The organism is Micromonospora solifontis, from assembly GCF_003725545.1.
GTDB lineage: Bacteria > Actinomycetota > Actinomycetes > Mycobacteriales > Micromonosporaceae > Micromonospora > Micromonospora solifontis.
Window position 1 is genome coordinate 1 of the sequence record NZ_RJLN01000095.1, and the last position, 17,818, is coordinate 17,818.

The following is a 17,818-nucleotide window of genomic DNA, read 5'->3' on the forward strand; positions in this document are numbered from 1 at the left end:
CCGCCCCGGCAGCACAACCCCCTCGGGTACGCGCGACCGATGGCCGCCCCGCCGCCGGCTCCCCGCCGGTCCCGGTCGGGACTGTGGGTCACCGCCGTGGTGGTGGCCGTACTGGTGGTCCTCTGCTCCGGCGTGATTTCGTACTACTACCGGAAGTACGCGGCGGCCGGATCGGCCGGCGCGCTCGCTCCGGCGAGCATGGTGTCCGGCGCGGTGCGGGGCCACGGTGCGGACGATCTGGTCGGGACGTCGTACCGTCGTGGGGTACGGCTCCAGCCGGTTGGCGGCGAGACGACGACGAGCGAAGGACGAGAGACGCGATGACAGCGCAGGCCCGCCTGCTGGGTGGCAGGTACCAGGTCGGCGAGCTGCTCGGCTACGGCGGCATGGCGGAGGTGCACCGCGGTCGCGATCTCCGGCTCGGTCGGGACGTCGCGATCAAGATGCTCCGGGCGGACCTGGCCCGGGACGCGACCTTCCAGATGCGGTTCCGCCGGGAGGCCCAGAACGCAGCCTCACTGAACCACCCGGCGATCGTCGCGGTGTACGACACCGGCGAGGAGACCGCGGCGACCGGCGAGACGTTGCCGTTCATCGTGATGGAGTTCGTCAACGGACGGACCCTCAAGGAGGTGCTGGGCGCCGAGGGGCGGCTCCAGCCGCGCCGGGCGCTGGAGATCTGCGCCGACATGTGCGCGGCGCTGGAGTTCAGCCACCGGCACGGCATCATCCACCGGGACATCAAGCCGGGCAACGTGATGCTCACCCAGACCGGCCAGGTCAAGGTGATGGACTTCGGCATCGCCCGGGCGCTGGCCAGCGGGGCCACCACGATGACGCAGACCAGCGCCGTCATCGGCACGGCACAATACCTCTCCCCGGAGCAGGCGCGCGGTGAGGCGGTCGACGCCCGCTCCGACGTGTACGCGGCCGGCTGCGTGCTGTTCGAGCTGCTCTGCGGGCACCCGCCGTTCGTCGGCGACAGCCCGGTCAGCGTCGCGTACCAGCACGTGCGGGAGCAGCCGCCGACGCCGAGCACCATCAACCCGGACGTCAACCCGGCGGTGGACGCCATCGTGCTGAAGGCGCTGTCCAAGAACCCGCTGAACCGCTACCAGAGCGCCGGCGAGATGCGGGCGGACCTGCTCCGCGCCGCCGCCGGGCGGCCGGTGCTGGCCACCCCGGTCATGCCGGTCGACGAGACCGCGGCGATGGGCCCGGCCGCCGCGGCCGCCGGCTACCAGACCCAGGTGATGGGCCCGCAGACCCGCCAGCAGATGCCGGCCCGGGTCGGCGACCCGCGCAAGCGGAGGAGCTCCTCCTGGGTGATCGCCACCTTCGCCGCGCTCGGCGTGCTCGCGGTAATCGCCCTGGCCGCTGCCCTTTACCTGAACCAGAAGGCGGCGGACGAGGTCCGGGTGCCGTCCCTGGAGGGCAAGGCCCAGGCCGTCGCGGTCCAGGAGATCCAGAACGCCGATCTCGTTCCGGTGCTCGGCGATCCGGTGAAGAACGACACCTGCGAGAAGGGCACCGTGGCCGGGCAGAGCCCGCCGGCCAGCACCACGGTGAAGAAGGGCCAGAACGTCACCATCCAGATCTGTGGCGGCCGGCAGCAGGTCACCATCCCGACTGGGCTGAAGGGCTCGCAGTTCACGAACGTCAAGCAGCAGCTCGAAGGGTTGGAGCTCAACGTCGACTCGGAGGAGGTCGACAGCAGCCTGCCGGAGGGCCTCGTCGTCAACGTCGACCCGAAGGAGGGCACGCCCGTACCGGTCCGTTCCACCGTCAAGGTGCTGGTCTCCAAGGGCAACGTCGCCAAGGTCCCAGATGTAATCGGCTTCCCCAAGGACCAGGCGGAGCGAATCCTGAAGAACGCCGGATACAAGGTGCGGGTCCTCGACGGTGACGAGGCCACCAACCCGGACCAGGTCGGCAAGGTCAGCAAGCAGAGCCCCGATGCCAACAAGGACCTCCCGAAGGGCAGCCGGGTCACCATCTACGTCGACATCGCGCCGCCGGAGCCGACCGAGTCGCCGACTTCGCCCAGCCCCACCAGTTCGCCGTCGACGCCGGGCACCGGGGGCGGCTTCCCCTTCCCGACCTCCACGTCAGCGCGGCTCTCCGACCAGTAACGGATCGCGGCCCCGACTCCGGTCGAGGCCTCGACGTTTTCACTAAAAGAATACAAGTTACTAATTCCGACTTCTAAGCGGCAGCCCCAGTCGTACGACTGGGGCTGCCGTTTTTAATGACTGTCCTTGCGGGGAAAGGGCCTAGCCCGATAACGTGAAGAAAGTCATTGTGCGACACCGCTCGTCCCACAACCTGTATGGGTCGGCACATAGTAGTAGCGGTGGGGCTAGGATGCCTTGTAGCTGTATGCCGTAATGCCCAGGTTGGAAACCGAAAGGCCAGCGCCGACAGTTCGCGTACTGAAGCCACTGATGGCACAGTTGGACAACTCGTAGAAGGTGATAGTGCGGGAGGTGCGATTGATTACGGATCGGATGGGGCCGGCATTGTAGTAGCACACGCCGGGACTTGCGTAAGAATACCCCACGTTGCCGGTGTAGTTAGTTCCACTCCAAGTGCAAACCTCAGGAGAGGCGCAACTGGCGGCGTTGGCAGCTGTCGGCTGTGCCACGCCGAGCGAAAGTCCAACCGTTGCGGCTGCGGCAATGGCAGCGGAGCGTTTTCCGATTGCCTTCAATTTATTCCCTTGACTGCGGGTGGCCATATTGCGTGGGCCCGTACCGGTCCTGATCTGGGAGCGTCCTCGTGGAAGGTGACGTCTCTGGTCCAATGCAGACGACTTTCCACGGTCCAGTTTCCTCTGGCGTAGTGGTTGAGGTGCTGCGGGCCGGCCTGTTCGGCGTCGAGGCTGACGATGCCTGGGATGATCTCTTTGCTGGTGCGTACGCCGACGAGGCCGCCGGTGTCGCGGCGGAGCCAGAAGACTTGCCGGGCGCCGGGGAACAGGGTGTCGTCGCAAGCGGCGACGCGCAGGCGAACATTGCCTGATGCGGCACCAGTGAGGCAGCTGCCGTTTGGAATCATGGTCGAGGTTGAGGCGGTATGTGAAGTGGGACTGTCGGGCTCGGGCTTGTTGGAGGTGGTGCCAGCCTGACCAGTGCAGATGATGGGCGAGGTCGCTGACCGGTTGGGTGATGAAGAGGTTGATCAGACGGCGGATTTCGTTGGGCGTGAGCTTGATCAGCGCGCTGGTTTCGGCGGCTGCGCTGCTGGCGGCGGCGCAGATGGTCAGGACGGCGAGGGCGGCCACGGCGAGGGCGGTGAACCGGTGCCAGGAGTGCCAGCGGCGGACCTGGTGCTGGTCCGCTGGTCCAGACCCACCTGGCTTTGGCGGTCTGAAAGCTCTCCTCGACGGTCCATTCCAGGACGGTGCGGGTGATCACGGCGAGGAGCCCACCCGCCCCACCAACGACACCCATCGGCCTTGGCCCGCTCGACCAACTGCTGAGCGAACTCCACCCTGCGCCGCCGTCGGCTGCGGAAGCTGGGCAGCATTCTTCTTGTCTGCCAACGTGTTCCTTCCGGACAGGATCGACGTCCAGTCCCACGGACCACACCCAGGTCAAACACGGAAATCTACGCAGTCCCATAACCGACCATCCGGTCATATCTCGATCTTGCGAACGCCCTGCCACCCGGCGCCACTGCGGGCACCCCTCAACTCCACCCAACTTCCAAGAGCCGTTGACCTGCTGCGCGTTGTCGGTGCGCCGCCGCTCAGGCGGTGGCGAAGGCGGCCCGGCGGCGGGCCTCCACCTCGGCGGCCAGCTCCGGGGCCCGCTCCAGCGCCTCCGGGTGCCCGCAGACCGCCAACCAGTTCGCCAGCATGAGGTGCCCGCCCTCGGTCAGTACCGACTCCGGGTGGAACTGGACGCCCTCGATCGGCAGGGTCCGGTGCCGCATCGCCATCACCACGCCGGAGCCCGTCCAGCCAGTCACCTCCAGCTCGTCCGGCAGCGTCTCGGGCAGCACGGCGAGCGAGTGGTAGCGGGTGGCGGTGAACGGGTCGGGCAGGCCGGTGAGGACGCCCACGCCGTGGTGGCTCACCTCGGAGGTCTTGCCGTGCAGCAGCTCCGGCGCCCGGGTCACGGTCGCGCCGAACGCCTCGCCGATCGCCTGGTGACCGAGGCAGACGCCGAAGAGCGGGAGTCTGCCGGCGTACTCCCGGATGACGTCGAGGCAGATGCCGGCCCGGTCCGGGCTGCCCGGGCCGGGCGACAGCAGCACGCCGGCGGCCCCCGCCCGGCCCACCTCGGCGACGTCGATCTCGTCGTTGCGCCGTACCTCGCAGTCCACGCCGAGCTGGCCGAGATATTGCACCAGGTTGAAGACGAACGAGTCGTAGTTGTCGATCACCAGGACGCGCATCGGGGTCACCTGTTCGGGGTGGTGGGCGGGGCGTTGTTGGTCTCCGTGTTGTAGGGGATGTCCTCCTCGCTCGGGCGCACGCTCGGCACGGTGAGTTCGCCGCCGTCGCCACCCGGCACGCCGGAGTCCTGGGTGACCTGGACGTCGTCGAAGGGGAGCAGCGGCTCGGCCCACGGGAAGACCACGAGCCAGAGCAGGGCGACCGTGGCCGCCGCGAGCAGCAGCGAGCCGACCAGCTTTCCGGCCAGCCCGAACGGCAGTTTGCGCCAGATCCACGCGTACATCGTCAGCCCCCCAGCTCCGGCGGCCGGCCCGCCGACTTGGCCTGGGCGTGGTCCAGCCTGGCGTGGATGATCAGCCGCTGGTAGTTGTCGAACTTGGGGTTGCAGGTGGTCAGGGTGAGCAGCTTCTCGGTCGGCTTCGCGCCGGGCTTGCCCGGCACCGGCGCGACCACCTCGACCTGGGACGGCCGGACGATCTGCTGCTGGTAGACCTTGTAGATGAACCACTCGCTCTGGGACTCGACCACGATGTCGTCGCCGGGTTTGAGCTCGTCAAGGCGCCAGAAGGTAGCCCGGATCCGGTGCCCGGCGACGGAGAAGTTGCCCACCTGGCCGGGCATGGCGCTCTTCGGGTAGTGGCCCGGGGCGTACCGGATGTCGGCCGGGCTGACCCCCTCGACCACCACCCAGTGCTTGTCGAGCTTGGGGATGTAGAGCCCGGCGACCGGCTTGCCCTCGGCCGGTGGCGTGGGCTTGGGGGTGGGTCCGGTCGGCGCGACCGTCGGGTCCGTGTTGCCGCCCCACTCCTGGGCGAGCTGGTTGTTCAGGTCGTTCTGGTGGGCGTCGACGATCACCGTCTTGCCCCAGATCTCGTATCCGGCGAAGAGGAGCACGACCAGGCCGAAGGTGATCAGCACCTCGCCGGTGGCCCGGATCCCGGTACGCAGCCGGGAGCCGATGGTCGGGCGGGTCAGTTCGGAGTAGACGCTCTTGTACCCCTCGCCGGTCTGCTCGGGCCGGAGCTTCACCACGCGCTCGCCCCGGCGGGGGCGGGGTGGCTCGGCCGGGGCGTCGGCGGGCTCGTCGCCGCCGTTCTCGGGCAGCGGGGGTACGGCACCCATCAGCGCGGTGGAGTCGAGGGCGGGGCCGCTCGGGCGTCGGGCGGTGACGGCCGGGAGTACGGCGGTCGCGCCCGGATCCGCCGGCACACCGCCGGTCTCCGGTCGCCCGGGCCGGCCCGCCTGTGGTACGCCGCCGGATGCGGCCGACCGGGGTACGTCACCGGCCGGGCGCGGCGTGCCGGCCACCTGATCCTTCGCCGCCGGTCCGGTGTGCCGAACGCGGCTGTCGGCGCCCTCCACCGACCCTGAGCGGGTCCCCGGCCGGTCGGTCACCCGGGGAAGGAACGCGGTCGGCGCGTCGCCCGGGGCGGCCGGTCGTACGCCCGGGGCCGTGGCCGCGGTGACCGGTCGTACGCTCGGGGTCGTGGCCGGGGTGGACGGGCCGCCGGGCTGCCCGCCGGGCCGGCTCGGCGATCCGGCCGCGCCCGGCGCCACCGCACCCCGTTCGGTGCCGTCCGGACGGTTCGTACCGGGGTCCACGGCCCATCCGGCGGAGTTCGACCGGTCGGCTCCGGCGACGTTCGGGTCGGTGCCCGACCGGCGGCCGGCGGGAGCGGCCGGGCCGGCGGTGCCGGTAGGGCCGGTGGCAGTGGCCGGGCCGGCGGAGCCGGTGGGGGCGGTTGAGTGCGACCGCGCGGCGACCTCGTCCCCCCAGCGTGGCGGGGGCTCGGTGGGCAGGCGGCGTGGCGGGCCGGCCTGCCCGGCGGCGGGCCGGGCGTTGGGGTGCTGCGGATCCTGCTGCGGCGTGGCGGCCGACGGCTGGTGGGGCGGGTTGTTGCTGCCCGGCCGGTACGGGCCCGCGCCGGCGGCGGGCCGGAACGGCTCGGGGTGGGCGGACCGTTCCGGGCCGGCCGGTGCCGTGCCGCGCCGGTCGGGGTTGGCCGGCGCCGGTGAGACCGGAGCGCGGTCGGCGGGAGCTGGTGGGACCCGGTCACGGTCAGGGGCGGCCGGTGGGACCCGGTCACGGTCGGGGGCGGCTGGGAGCCGGTCGGGACCGGCGGGCGGCGGTGTGGCGTAGCCGTGCCCGGCAGCGTCACCGAAGAGGTCCGCGGGCCGGTCGTGGGACGGTCGCCGGGGTGCGGCCGGCTGGCGCTCGGCCTGCTCCGGCCACGGGAGGTCGAGCGCGGGCCGGGACGGGCGCTCGACCGGTGGCATGAACGCGGTCGGATCCTCGCTGTGGTCGCGGTGGCGCCCGTCCCGCTCCCGGGGTTCCTCAGCGGTCACCGGGGCACCTTCGCGGAGCGGAGGGCGGTGGAGTCCTCGAACGCCGGCACGGTGACCGTGGAGACGGTTTCGGAGTAGCCGAGCTGGTAGTGATCCACCGCTTCCCTGAACAACCGGACTCCCTCGGACGCGGCGAGGGCCCGCTGAAGGGAGGCGGGGTCGCCGATTGCCACGATCTTGAAAGGAGGGGAGTACACCCGGCCGTGCAGCAGCAGGGTGTTTCCGACGCAGCGTACCGCGCTGGTACTGAGGACGCGGACGTTCATGATTGACATGGCCTCGGCGCCGCCCGCCCAGAGGGCGTTCACGACCGCCTGGACGTCGCTCTGATGGACGACCAGGTCGTCGTTGCTGGCACCTTTGGGCAGGGGCTGGTCGGGCCGGCGGGCCGCGTCGTTGAGTTCGATGGTGACGCCGGTGCCGGTGAGCGCGGTGAACCCGGCCGCCTGCCGGAGGGCGGCGGCCCGGTCGCGCTGCTCCTTGATCGGGCCGTCGGTGTCGGCCAGGGTGGCCGTCTGCTCCTCGACCTCGTCGCGCAGCCGGGCGGCCTTCGCCTCGCTCGCCGCGACCTGTTCGCGCCGGTCCTCGATCAACTGCGTGAGCTGGGGACGCCGGTCCTCCCGCAGGGCGGTGCCGCCGGCCGTGGTCGCGGTCGTGGTGAAGAGCAGGCCCGCCGCGGCGGCGATCAGGGGTACGCCGATCGACCAGCCCGGGCGGCGCTGCCGTGGCCGCCGGGGCAGCAGGCCGACGACCGCGCGCCGGAGGACCTTCTGCCAGGAGGCGGCGCCGGACGTGTACTCCACCGGGCGTTCCCTTTCCCGTCGTCTCGTTCCGGCCCGCGACGACACGGACCGGCGTGCTCGACCCGAAAAGTCTTGCCCTTTTCGGTCACCCCGTGCACCGGCCTGACCCCATTCGTGGCCTGGACGGTCCGTCGGGACTACGCTAGCTGTCGAACATTATTGGCCATGGACCGTCGCCCCCGCGCCCGGTTGTCAGGCCGGACGAGGTCGTACCCCCCTCTGGAGAGCGTCGTGCCCAAGTCTCAGGTCCGCAAGAAGAAGGTGTACACCCCGCCGACGGACGTGCGTCCGACGGCGACAGCGGCGACGCGCAAGCCTAGCCCGGTCTGGCTGCCGATCACCGCCGTCACGCTGATCGTCGCCGGCATCGGCTGGCTGGTCGTGTACTACCTCTCCGAGCAGGCTTACCCGGTCGCCACGTGGGGCTACTGGAACCTCGCCGTGGGCTTCGGCGCGATGGTCGCCTCGCTCATCCTGCTCTCCCGCTGGCGCTGACCCCCCCGGCCCGACCCCGGTGCGGCGGCCGACGCCGTCGGGGGTCGGGCCGTCGCCCCGTCCCGTCCCGGTCGGCCGCCGCTGACCGGTTCCGCCGCCGCCCGTCCGACGGATGTACGTCACGCGACCGCGCCCCTGCCCGGCGCGCGCGGCCGCCTCCACCTAAGGTGTCCGCAGGGCGGCGCGGCCGATGCGAGATGACTCACGTTACTGCTGGGTAACCTTGCGCGTAGGCTGCACTGCATGACCGAGCGGAGCGAGGTCATCGGCCGGTCGGGTCGGAGTGGCGGTCAGCGGCGGAACACGCCGGCCACATCCTGAGCCGTTCCCGGTCGCCGAGCCGCTCGACAGGCAGCAGACCGGGAGGCCAACTCGATGGGCAGCGTCCAGATCGTCACCACGATCCTCGCGGCCGCCATCACCGCCGTGGCGGTGTGGCTTGCGGTACGCGCGGTCATGAAGATGACGGCCGTCATCCGGCTCGGTCAACCCGCGCCGGAGCGGTTCACCGACAAGGGCGCCCGCACCAGGAAGATGCTGGTGGAGACCGCCGGCCACACCCGCATGCTGAAGTGGAGCGTGGTGGGTGCCGCCCACTGGTTCGTGATGGTCGCGTTCATCGTGCTGTCGCTGCTGGTGCTCGAGGCGTACTTCGAGGTGGTCACCCCGGGCGGCGGGCTGCCGATCATCGGGCACTGGACGATCTTCGGCCTGGCCACCGAGCTGATCGGCGTGTTCGGCTTCCTCGGCATCCTGGTGCTGATGGCGATCCGGCTGCGCAACCGGCCGAACCGGCCCGGCAACCGCTCCCGGTTCACCGGCTCGACCATGTGGCAGGGCTACTTCGTCGAGTGGGTCGTGCTGCTGGTCCTGATCTTCGGCTTCCTGATCCGGGGCTTCAAGGTCGCCACCGACCACTTCGAGTACCCGGTCTGGGCCACCCCGGTCAGCCACGCGATCGGCGCCGCGCTGCCGGCCTGGACGGCGGGGGTCAGCGTCGCCGCCCTCATCAAGATCGTCATCTCGATGACCTGGCTCATCGTGATCTCGCTGAACGTCACCATGGGTGTCGCCTGGCACCGCTTCCTGGCGTTCCCCAACATCTTCTTCAAGCGTGAGCCGCAGAAGCCGGCCGGCTCCGGTCTCGGCGCGCTGCGCCCGATGATGAGCGCCGGCAAGCCGCTCGACTTCGAGGAGGCCGATCCGGAGAAGGACCAGTTCGGCGTCGCCCAGGTCGAGCAGTTCAGCTGGAAGGGCCTGCTGGACTTCAGCACCTGCACCGAGTGCGGTCGCTGCCAGTCGCAGTGCCCGGCCTGGAACACCGGCAAGCCGCTGTCGCCGAAGCTGCTGGTGCTGAGCCTGCGCGACCACGCGTACGCGAAGGCGCCGTACCTGCTGGCCGGCGGTGGCAAGGACCTGACCGGCGAGGAGAAGGCCACGCAGGAGCAGTTGGCCGGTGTCGACGTGCTGGCCATGGCCGAGGCCGACCGGCCGCTGATCGGCACCGCCGAGGAGGGCGGGGTCATCGACCCGGACGTGCTCTGGTCCTGCACCACCTGCGGCGCCTGCGTCGAGCAGTGCCCGGTGGACATCGAGCACGTCGACCACATCGTCGACATGCGTCGCTACCAGGTGCTGATCGAGTCGACCTTCCCGTCCGAGGCCGGCGTCATGCTCCGCAACCTGGAGAACAAGGGCAACCCGTGGGGCGCCCCGCAGAACACCCGCGAGGACTGGACCAAGGGCCTCGACTTCGAGGTGCCGCGGGTCGGCGAGGTGGAGGACTTCGAGTACCTGTTCTGGGTCGGCTGTGCCGGCGCGTTCGAGGACCGGGCCAAGAAGACCACCCGCGCGGTGGCCACGCTGCTCAACGAGGCGGGCGTTTCCTTCGCCATCCTCGGCGAGGGCGAGACCTGCTCCGGTGACCCGGCCCGCCGGATCGGCAACGAGTTCGTCTTCCAGATGCTCGCCCAGCAGAACGTCGAGACGCTGAACGAGGCGTTCGAGGGGCGGGAGAAGAGCAAGCGGAAGATCGTCGCCACCTGCCCGCACTGCTTCAACACGCTGGGCAACGAGTACGGCCAGCTCGGCGGGGAGTTCGAGGTGGTCCACCACACCCAGCTGCTGGCGCACCTGGTCGCCACCGGCAAGCTCACCCCGGTGCAGCCGCTGGACGGCGGCCTCACCTACCACGACCCCTGCTACCTGGGCCGGCACAACCGGGTCTTCACCCCGCCCCGCGAGGTCCTCGGCGCGGCCCTCGGCTCGGCCGAGATCACCGAGATGCCCCGCAACAGCGAGCGCTCCTTCTGCTGCGGCGCCGGCGGTGCCCGGATGTGGATGGAGGAGAAGATCGGCAAGCGGATCAACGTGGACCGGGTCGAGGAGGCCATGTCCACCGGGGCGAAGACCATCGCGGTCGGCTGCCCGTTCTGCTCGACGATGCTCAACGACGGGGTCAACGGCAAGGGGGCCGGCGAGCAGGTCGAGGTCGTGGACGTGGCCAGCGTGCTGCTCCGCTCGGTCAAGCCGGAGGCCCCGGCCGGCGAGCCGGAGACCGCGCCGGCGGCCGGCTGAGGCGTACCCCGGCGGGAAGCCGGACCACGACGGCGGTGGCACCCACGGTGGTGCCGCCGCCGTCGGCTCAGCTGATGGTGGTGGCGGCGGTCGCGACCAGCACCGCCGCTACGGGGGCGCAGCACCGGCGCTCGCGTGCCACAATCACGCCCATCGACGGCCTGCTGGTTCTGACGCTGTTGCCCCTGGTCGGCTTCGTGCTGCTGACCGCCGGCAACGCGTTCTTCGTCGCGGCCGAGTTCGCCCTGGTCACCGTGGACCGGGCGGAGATCGACCGGCGGGCGGACGAGGGCGACGGCCAGGCCGCCACCGTACGGCGGGCGCTGCGTGAGCTGTCCTTCCAGCTCTCCGGCGCGCAGCTCGGCATCACCATCACCGCGCTGCTCACCGGCTACCTGGCCGAACCGGCCCTGGCCCGGCTCTTCGCCCCGCTGCTGCGCCCGTTCGGTGGGGCGGAGCGCCTCAGCGGGCTGCTCGCCCTGGCCCTGGCCACGCTGATCTCGATGCTCTTCGGCGAGCTGGTGCCGAAGAACCTGGCGCTGGCCCGGCCCATGCCGGCCGCGCTCGCCACCGCCGGGCCGATGCGGGCCTTCGCCCGCACCTTCGGCTGGCTGATCCGGCTGCTCAACGACTCGGCGAACCGGCTGGTCCGCCGGCTGGGCGTGGAGCCGCAGGAGGAACTGGCCAGCGCCCGGTCCCCGGAGGAGCTGGGGCTGCTCGCCGCCATCTCGGCGCGGGCCGGCGCCCTGCCGCCGGACACCGCGATGCTGCTGCGCCGCACCATCCGCTTCGGCGACAAGCGGGCCGCCGAGGCGATGACGCCACGGGTGGACGTGATCGCGCTGCGGGCCACCGCCTCGGTGGCCGAGCTGCTGGACCTGTCCCGGCAGACCGGCCGGACCCGGTTCCCGGTCTACGAGGAGACGCTCGACCTGGTGACCGGCGTCGCCGGGGTGCCGGACGCGCTCGGTGTGCCGCTGGCCGCCCGGGGGTCCACCACCGTCGCCGCGGTCGCCCGCGAGCCGGTGTACGTCCCGGAGAGCCTGGACCTGGACGGGGTGCTGGCGGCCCTGAAGGCGGCCGGCGCGGACCTGGCCATCGTGGTCGACGAGTACGGCGGCACGGACGGCGTGGTGACCGTGGAGGACCTGGTCGAGGAGCTGGTCGGCGAGATCGCCGACGAGTTCGACCCGGACGCGGTCGACGACCTCGGGCCGGTCGAGCTGACCGTGCCCGGTGGCGAGCGGACCGTGCTGGTGGACGGTGTGCTGCGCGAGGACGAGCTGATCGAGCAGACCGGCTTCCGGCTGCCCGAGGGGCCGTACGAGACGCTCGCCGGCTTCCTGATGGCCCGGCTGGGGCACATCCCGGTGCCCGGCGAGACCGTCGAGGAGGCCGGCTACGAGTTCACCGTGATCGAGGTCGACCGGCACCGGATCGAGCAGGTCCGGGTGGTCCGTCCCGCGGAGCCCGACGGCGATGAGTGAACTCCTGGTCGCCGTCCTGCTGCTGCTCGGCAACGCCTTCTTCGTGGGCAGCGAGTTCGCCCTGATCGCCTCCCGGCGTACGGTGATCGAACCGTTGGCGGCCGGGTCGAAGCGGGCCCGCTGGGCGCTTTCCGCGATGAACCAGATCCCGCTGATGATCGCCGGGGCGCAGCTCGGCATCACCATCTGCTCCCTCGGCCTCGGCGCGATCGCCGAGCCGGCGCTGGCCCACCTGCTGGAGACGCCGTTCGAGACGCTGGGCCTGCCGGCCTCGGCCGTTCATCCGGTCGCCTTCGTGATCGCCCTGGCCGTGGTGGTCTTCCTGCACACGGTGGTCGGCGAGATGGTGCCGAAGAACATCACCCTGGCCGGGCCGGAACCCTCGGCGCTCTGGCTCGGTCCGGTGATGCTGGCCTTCTGCGTCGCCACCAAGCCGCTGCTGCTGGCCATGAAGTGGTCGGCCCGGCAGGTGCTGCGGCTGTGGCGGGTGGAGGCGACCGACGCGGTGAAGACCGTGTTCACCGCCGAGGAGTTGACCGGACTGGTCGCCCAGGCGCGCACCGAGGGGCTGCTGGACGCGGAGGAGCATGCCCGGATCACCGGCGCGCTGGCCCTGCACAGCCGTACCGCCGCGGACGCGCTGCAACCCTGGTCGACGGTCACCACGGTGGCCGAGGACGTGTCACCGGCGTCGCTGGAGGTGCTGGCGACCCGGACCGGCCGCTCCCGGTTCCCGGTGGTGCAGCGGTCCACCCGCCGGGTGCTCGGCTTCGTGCACGTCAAGGACGTGCTCGGGTACGCGGGCGCGAGCCGGCGGGCGCCGGTGCCCGTCGAGGTCTACCGGCCGCTGGCCGTGGTGCCGCCGGACCGCACGCTGGCCGATCTGCTGCTGGCCATGCGGCGGGAGCGACGGCACATGGTGCTGGTGAGCGACGGGCGGCGCGCCCTCGGCGTGGTGACACTCGATGACGTATTGACTGCGATCGTTGGCAAGTGAACGAATACCCTTGGTAGGCAAGCGGTTGCGCACACGTGATTGAACGAAAGGTCGCCTTGATTCCACCCGGTGCCTTCCCTAATGTGGGGCACCGACCGCTGTGGGTCGTCTGCCTCGACCTTCCCCTCTCGGGGCGCCCGGCGGTCGGTTGCAAAGGAGTCCGTGCCGGTGGCAACCATGCCCCCTCATCGTCACGCCCCGAGCCACCCGCCCGTCAGACCGCTCGGGGCACGCCGGGTCGTACGCCGTCTCCTCACCCTGGTCGCGGCCGTCGCGGTCGGCGCCGGGCTGCTGACGGCGCCGGCGCACGCGGCGCCGTCGGTCGATGAGATCGACGCGCAGATCGACAAGCAGTGGGAACAGCTCGAGCCCACCATCGAGAGCTACAACAAGGTCCGCTCCCAGCTCAAGGTCAACCAGAAGAAGTCGGCGGACCTCCAGAAGAAGATGGTGCCGCTGGAGCTGGAGTCGGCGCTGGCGATGAACAAGGTCGGTGACATCGCCGCTCGCTACTACATGCGGGGCCCGTCGCAGGAGGTCGGCGCGCTGCTGGTGAGCACCCGGCCCGGCACCCTCGCCGAGCAGCTGGTCATCCTCGACCGGCTGGCCGAGGACCAGCGCAAGCAGGTGGCCGGCGTGCTGGCCATCCGCGACAAGTACAACGCGCAGAAGCAGAAGCTGGACGCGCTGATCGCCGACCAGATCAAGCAGCGCGACGAGCTGGCGGCGAAGAAGAAGCAGATCGACGCCGAGATCAAGCGGCTGACCAAGATGCTGCCGGTGACCTCAGTCCGCGTCGAGGGCTGCCCGAGCATCGACGGCGTGGTGAGCAGTGCCGCACGGACCGCCATCAAGACCGCCTGCGCCCAGGTCGGCGACCCGTACGTCTGGGGTGCCACCGGCCCGAACTCGTTCGACTGCTCCGGGCTCACCCAGTACGCCTACAAGGCGGCGGGCATCTCCCTCACCCACTTCACCGGCGCGCAGTGGAACGAGGGCCGGCCGGTGTCCCGGGACGAGGCCCGACCGGGCGACCTGGTCTTCTTCTACAGCGACCTGCACCATGTCGGTCTCTATCTGGGCAACGGGCTGATGGTGCACGCGCCACGGACCGGCAAACCGGTCCAGGTCTCGAAGATCGCCTACCAGCCGGTCGCCGGCTTCCGCCGGGTCTACTGACCTCCACAGCAACACGAAGCCCCCCGGTCGGTGGACCGGGGGGCTTCGCCGTAGGGGACGGTCAGCGCGGCGCGCCGACCGCGGCCGGCTGGATCAGCACGTCGTCGAGGTTGACGAACATGACCCGGTGGCCGAACTGGACCTGCACGTACTTGTTCTCACCCCGGATGACGGTCCAGTCACCCGGCGCCGAGCCGTCGAAGGTGACGGCGCGGTAGTACTCGCCCGGCAGCACGCCGCCGACCGCGTACCGCTGGCCCGCCGCGAAGGTGTACTGCAGCGGCGCGATGGTCTGGTACGGCACCCCGGCCGGGTACGCGGCCTTCTCCGGGTAGGCCCGCCCGTACACCGGGATGGTGGCCTTTCCGGGCTTGGGCGTCACCACGAAGCCGGCCGCCCACTTGGCCGTCGGCGCCGAGGCCGGGTTGAAGAACCAGGCCTTCTGGCCGAGGTACCAGATCGCCGTCCAGTCGCCCTGAACGTCGGCGAGGGCGTACGTCTGACCGGCGGACGCGCGGGCGCCGTGGTCGGAGATGTACATGGTGTCCGGCGTGCCGTCCGGGCGCAGGCCGAGGTCGTTCACCAGCGGCGCGTCCGGGCTGGGCGCGGTGCGCAGGATGACCGCGGAGGAGCCGCGCAGCGGGCACGGCGCGGCCGGCGGCTTCGGCGTCGGGACGCCCGGCGGCTGCTGGTTGCAGCCGGTGAACGCCGGCTGGTTGGTGGCGTAGTCCGGGTCGATGGTGACCAGGCCGGTGTGCGGCGTGGCGGTGCCCCGGAACGGCGCCTTCATCAGGTCGAAGTAGTGCGACCAGTCCCAGTACGGGCCCGGGTCCCAGTGCATCCCGGCGACGTTCCCGGGGAGGATGCCCGGCACGTTGTCGTGGCCCAGGATGTGCTGCCGGTCCAGCGGGATCTGGAAGCGCAGCGCCAGGTGCCGGACCAGCTTCGCCGAGGTCCGGTACATCGCCTCGGTGTACCAGGTGCCGTGGCCGGCGAAGCCCTCGTGCTCGATGCCGATGGACTTGGCGTTGACGTACCAGTTGCCGGCGTGCCAGCCGACGTCCTTGGCCTTGATGTGCTGGGCGACGTAGCCGTCCACCGAGCGCAGCGTGTAGTGCCAGCCGAGGTAGTCGGCCCGCTTGACCAGGTTCACGCTGGGGCCGAAGTAGCCCTCGGTGTCGTGGATGACGATGTACTCGATCTTCTGCTGCGCCGGCCGCGCGCCGAGGTCGTGGTTGCCGTAGTCACCGGCGCCCGGGCCGTACTTCTCGTACGGGGCGGGGATCCACTCGCAGGCGAGCCGGACCGGGCACTCCAGCCCGTCCGGCCGCTCGGCGCGGCGTAGGCCCAGCTTGTGCAGCCCGGACTCGTCCGGCGACACCGCGGTCGCCGCGAGGGTGACCCGCTGGCCGTCGTCGGTGGTCCGGCTGGCGCCCTGACCGAGCTGGTCGTAGACCTCGTCGGCGAAGGCCGCCGCGGCGTCCTCGGTGTCCGCGCCGGAGTACCGGGCCACCGCGCCGTACCAGGCCGCCGGGTCGCTGTCGGCGCCGACCGGCCCGCCCAGTTCCTTCTGGTACGAGGCGAGCAGCGCCGCACCGCCCCGGATGTTCGCGGCGGCGTCGGTCCGCAACGTCTCGGCCGGGACGCCGGTGAGCGCGGCGGCGGCGTCGACGGTCTGCAGGGACGCCTGGGGCAGCACGTCACCGGAGGGCGCGGCGGCGACGGCCGGGTCGAGCGTGAGCGGGCGGGAGTCGTCGCCGCGCGGGTCCTCGTTCTCGTCCACGTGCGCGCTGGACGGGGTCGAGGCGACCTGCTGGGCGTCGGTCAGGTGCATCGGCCCGTAGCCGCCGCTGGTGCTGGGCTGGCCCGCGTGGGTGTCCCAGCGGGATTCCAGATATGAGACGCCGAGCAGGACGCTCTGCGGCACGCCGTACTGGTCGGCCGCGGCGGCGTACTGCTGCTGCCGGTCGGCGGTGTCGGTGCTGGCCGGCTCGGCGGCCACCGGTCCGGTGGTCGCGAACGCGGTGGCTGCCGCGACGGCGGCGGCCAGCAGTATCCGTCTGCCCGACGGCGGGGGTGAGAGGTGCATCGAACCTCCAGACAGGGATGGGGGTCACTGCGTTCCCACCCTCACTCCGGACCCCGCTTGTGGTCAATACCTTTCCGGCTGCTAAAACCCGTTGAAGGAAATCTTCACCTCGGGCGGTGTGGCCGGGAATTCGCGTACGGAGTGTCACGGCCCCGTGGGTTGCATTCTGATAACGGCGATCTCTACTCTGGTCAATCGTCGACCGACAGTCTCACCGCCCAGCCCGGGTGGTGACGGTCGGACACCGCCGAGTCGCCTCCGGGCGAGCCGGGGACCCAGGTACCTGGGGTGAATCCGCAGTCTCTGCGGTAGGGCGGCTCCCTTCCCGCCCGAACCCGTCAGCTAACCCGGTAGGCGGTCGGGAAGAAGGAGTACGGAGCCCGGTGGCTAACCATGCCCAGCGGCCACCGTCGGCCCGGTCGCTCGACCGGCTGCCGGTTGCGCCGCGTCCACGCTGGTCCCGCTTCACCACCGCCCTCGCCGCCCTGATCGGCACCGCCGTCATCCTGACCGGCGGCGCCACGGCGGCCCACGCCGACCCGACGGTCGCCGAGATCGAAGCCCAGATCGACAAGGACTGGAACAAGCTCGAGCCGGTCATCGAACAGGTCAACGCCACCCGTGAGGACCTCGCCGCCAAGCGCAAGCAGGCCGCGCTGCTGGCCCGACAGATCGCCCCGCTGGAGGCCCAGGTCGACCGGGCCCTCGGGCAGGTCGGCGGCCTCGCCGCCGACGCGTACAAGGGGGACAGCCTGTCCACCGTGAACGCGCTGCTGGGCAGCCGCTCGCCGAGTGAGGTGGTCGACAGCCTGGAACTGCTCGACCGCTTCGCGCACCGCCAGCAGCAGCAGGTGCGGACCGTGGCCGAGCTGCGCGACCAGCTGGCCGCGAAGAAGAAGCCGCTGGACGAGATGATCGCCAAGCTGGCCCGTACCGAGGCCCAGCTCGCGGCGCAGAAGAAGCAGATCGACGCCGAGATCGCCCGGCTGCAGAAGCTGCGGCTCAAGGTGTACGGCAACGGCGGCGGCGGGCCGCTGCGTCCGGCGCCGTGCCCGGCCGGCTATCCCGGCGGCCCTGCCGGGGTCGCGGTCAAGTTCGCCTGCGCCCAGATCGGCAAGATCTACGTCTGGGGCGCCGCCGGGCCGGACCACTACGACTGCTCGGGCCTGACCATGGCCGCCTGGGCCAAGGCCGGCGTCTCGCTGCCGCACAACGCCCGCCAGCAGCACGATGTCACCCGGCGGGTGAGCCGGAGCGAGCTGCGCGCCGGCGACCTGGTCTTCTACTACAGCGACCTGCACCACGTCGCGATGTACGTCGGCAACGGCTGGGTGGTGCACGCCTCCCAGTCCGGCAAGCCGATCACCATGAAGCGCGTCGACGACGGCCAGATCAACAGCTACGGCCGGCCGGGCTGAGGTGTAAGGAGGGGCCCCTTCTTAA

14 protein-coding genes, 1 pseudogene and 1 riboswitch are annotated in these 17,818 nt (G+C 71.1%); of the genes and pseudogenes, 9 read left to right on the forward strand and 6 right to left on the reverse strand.

The genetic code is table 11. The features are described 5' to 3' along the window. Together EFE23_RS23695 and pknB are read left to right on the forward strand one after the other, a co-directional pair. A pseudogene (locus EFE23_RS23695) lies at positions 1–324 on the forward strand (serine/threonine protein kinase); the annotation flags it as partial. After that, positions 321–2,132, forward strand: coding sequence for a Stk1 family PASTA domain-containing Ser/Thr kinase (gene pknB, locus EFE23_RS23700; RefSeq protein WP_123243132.1), 1,812 nt, complete (start codon positions 321–323; stop codon positions 2,130–2,132). The pseudogene EFE23_RS23695 and the gene pknB, both read left to right, overlap by 4 nt. Before the next feature lie 227 nt (positions 2,133–2,359). On the opposite strand, the gene EFE23_RS29610 is transcribed toward pknB, so the two are convergent. Continuing rightward, positions 2,360–2,737: a peptidase inhibitor family I36 protein gene (locus tag EFE23_RS29610; protein ID WP_123243133.1), complete on the reverse strand. Its 378-nt coding sequence runs from the start codon at positions 2,735–2,737 to the stop codon at positions 2,360–2,362. A gap of 104 nt (positions 2,738–2,841) precedes the next feature. Here EFE23_RS29610 and EFE23_RS23710 point away from each other — a divergent pair, with 104 nt between their 5' ends. Further along, positions 2,842–3,021: a hypothetical protein gene (locus EFE23_RS23710; RefSeq protein ID WP_123243134.1), complete on the forward strand. Its 180-nt coding sequence runs from the start codon at positions 2,842–2,844 to the stop codon at positions 3,019–3,021. Between the two features lie 729 nt (positions 3,022–3,750). On the opposite strand, the gene EFE23_RS23715 is transcribed toward EFE23_RS23710, so the two are convergent. The 4 genes from EFE23_RS23715 to EFE23_RS23730 are packed head-to-tail and all read right to left on the reverse strand — an operon-like array spanning position 3,751 to position 7,551. Beyond that, positions 3,751–4,401 carry an aminodeoxychorismate/anthranilate synthase component II gene (locus tag EFE23_RS23715; RefSeq protein WP_123243142.1) on the reverse strand — a complete coding sequence of 217 codons (651 nt, stop codon included), beginning with the start codon at positions 4,399–4,401 and terminating at the stop codon, positions 3,751–3,753. Positions 4,402–4,406: 5 nt separating this feature from the next. Beyond that, a complete protein-coding gene (locus EFE23_RS23720) occupies positions 4,407–4,685 on the reverse strand; it encodes a hypothetical protein (RefSeq protein WP_123243135.1) in 279 nt (92 codons plus the stop codon). 2 nt (positions 4,686–4,687) lie between these two features. Next, positions 4,688–6,748 carry a class E sortase gene (locus EFE23_RS29155; RefSeq protein ID WP_233601122.1) on the reverse strand — a complete coding sequence of 687 codons (2,061 nt, stop codon included), beginning with the start codon at positions 6,746–6,748 and terminating at the stop codon, positions 4,688–4,690. Further along, on the reverse strand, positions 6,745–7,551 hold the full coding sequence (locus tag EFE23_RS23730) for a DUF881 domain-containing protein (protein ID WP_123243136.1): 807 nt from the start codon (positions 7,549–7,551) through the stop codon (positions 6,745–6,747). The genes EFE23_RS29155 and EFE23_RS23730 overlap by 4 nt, the downstream gene beginning before the upstream one ends. A gap of 231 nt (positions 7,552–7,782) precedes the next feature. Between EFE23_RS23730 and EFE23_RS23735 the strand changes: the two genes are divergently transcribed. The 5 genes from EFE23_RS23735 to EFE23_RS23755 all read left to right on the forward strand — a co-directional run bounded on the left by EFE23_RS23735 (position 7,783) and on the right by EFE23_RS23755 (position 14,286). Further along, on the forward strand, positions 7,783–8,046 hold the full coding sequence (locus tag EFE23_RS23735; RefSeq protein ID WP_123243137.1) for a cell division protein CrgA: 264 nt from the start codon (positions 7,783–7,785) through the stop codon (positions 8,044–8,046). A gap of 375 nt (positions 8,047–8,421) precedes the next feature. After that, the gene (locus EFE23_RS23740; RefSeq protein ID WP_123243138.1) at positions 8,422–10,623 is read left to right on the forward strand and encodes a (Fe-S)-binding protein; all 2,202 of its coding nucleotides are present in this window, start codon (positions 8,422–8,424) and stop codon (positions 10,621–10,623) included. 179 nt (positions 10,624–10,802) lie between these two features. Then, positions 10,803–12,110 carry a hemolysin family protein gene (locus EFE23_RS23745; RefSeq protein WP_123243144.1) on the forward strand — a complete coding sequence of 436 codons (1,308 nt, stop codon included), beginning with the start codon at positions 10,803–10,805 and terminating at the stop codon, positions 12,108–12,110. Further along, a complete protein-coding gene (locus tag EFE23_RS23750) occupies positions 12,103–13,107 on the forward strand; it encodes a hemolysin family protein (protein ID WP_123243139.1) in 1,005 nt (334 codons plus the stop codon). Before EFE23_RS23745 ends, EFE23_RS23750 begins: the two co-directional genes overlap by 8 nt. A 162-nt stretch (positions 13,108–13,269) precedes the next feature. Continuing rightward, positions 13,270–14,286, forward strand: coding sequence for a C40 family peptidase (locus tag EFE23_RS23755; protein ID WP_233601123.1), 1,017 nt, complete (start codon positions 13,270–13,272; stop codon positions 14,284–14,286). Positions 14,287–14,347: 61 nt separating this feature from the next. On the opposite strand, the gene EFE23_RS23760 is transcribed toward EFE23_RS23755, so the two are convergent. After that, on the reverse strand, positions 14,348–16,375 hold the full coding sequence (locus tag EFE23_RS23760; protein ID WP_123243140.1) for an N-acetylmuramoyl-L-alanine amidase: 2,028 nt from the start codon (positions 16,373–16,375) through the stop codon (positions 14,348–14,350). Between the two features lie 235 nt (positions 16,376–16,610). Next, a riboswitch (cyclic di-AMP (ydaO/yuaA leader) is annotated at positions 16,611–16,746 on the forward strand. Between the two features lie 12 nt (positions 16,747–16,758). Here EFE23_RS23760 and EFE23_RS23765 point away from each other — a divergent pair. Beyond that, positions 16,759–17,793: a C40 family peptidase gene (locus EFE23_RS23765; protein ID WP_123243141.1), complete on the forward strand. Its 1,035-nt coding sequence runs from the start codon at positions 16,759–16,761 to the stop codon at positions 17,791–17,793. The last annotated feature ends 25 nt before the right edge of the window (positions 17,794–17,818 follow it).

What these genes read in the sequence shown, in the direction of transcription:
- pknB (WP_123243132.1), top strand. Translation starts at nt 321, where the DNA reads ATGACAGCGCAGGCCCGCCTGCTGGGTGGCAGGTACCAGGTCGGCGAG.
- EFE23_RS29610 (WP_123243133.1), bottom strand. Translation starts at nt 2,737, where the DNA reads ATGGCCACCCGCAGTCAAGGGAATAAATTGAAGGCAATCGGAAAACGC.
- EFE23_RS23715 (WP_123243142.1), bottom strand. Translation starts at nt 4,401, where the DNA reads ATGCGCGTCCTGGTGATCGACAACTACGACTCGTTCGTCTTCAACCTG.
- EFE23_RS23720 (WP_123243135.1), bottom strand. Translation starts at nt 4,685, where the DNA reads ATGTACGCGTGGATCTGGCGCAAACTGCCGTTCGGGCTGGCCGGAAAG.
- EFE23_RS23740 (WP_123243138.1), top strand. Translation starts at nt 8,422, where the DNA reads ATGGGCAGCGTCCAGATCGTCACCACGATCCTCGCGGCCGCCATCACC.
- EFE23_RS23750 (WP_123243139.1), top strand. Translation starts at nt 12,103, where the DNA reads ATGAGTGAACTCCTGGTCGCCGTCCTGCTGCTGCTCGGCAACGCCTTC.
- EFE23_RS23760 (WP_123243140.1), bottom strand. Translation starts at nt 16,375, where the DNA reads ATGCACCTCTCACCCCCGCCGTCGGGCAGACGGATACTGCTGGCCGCC.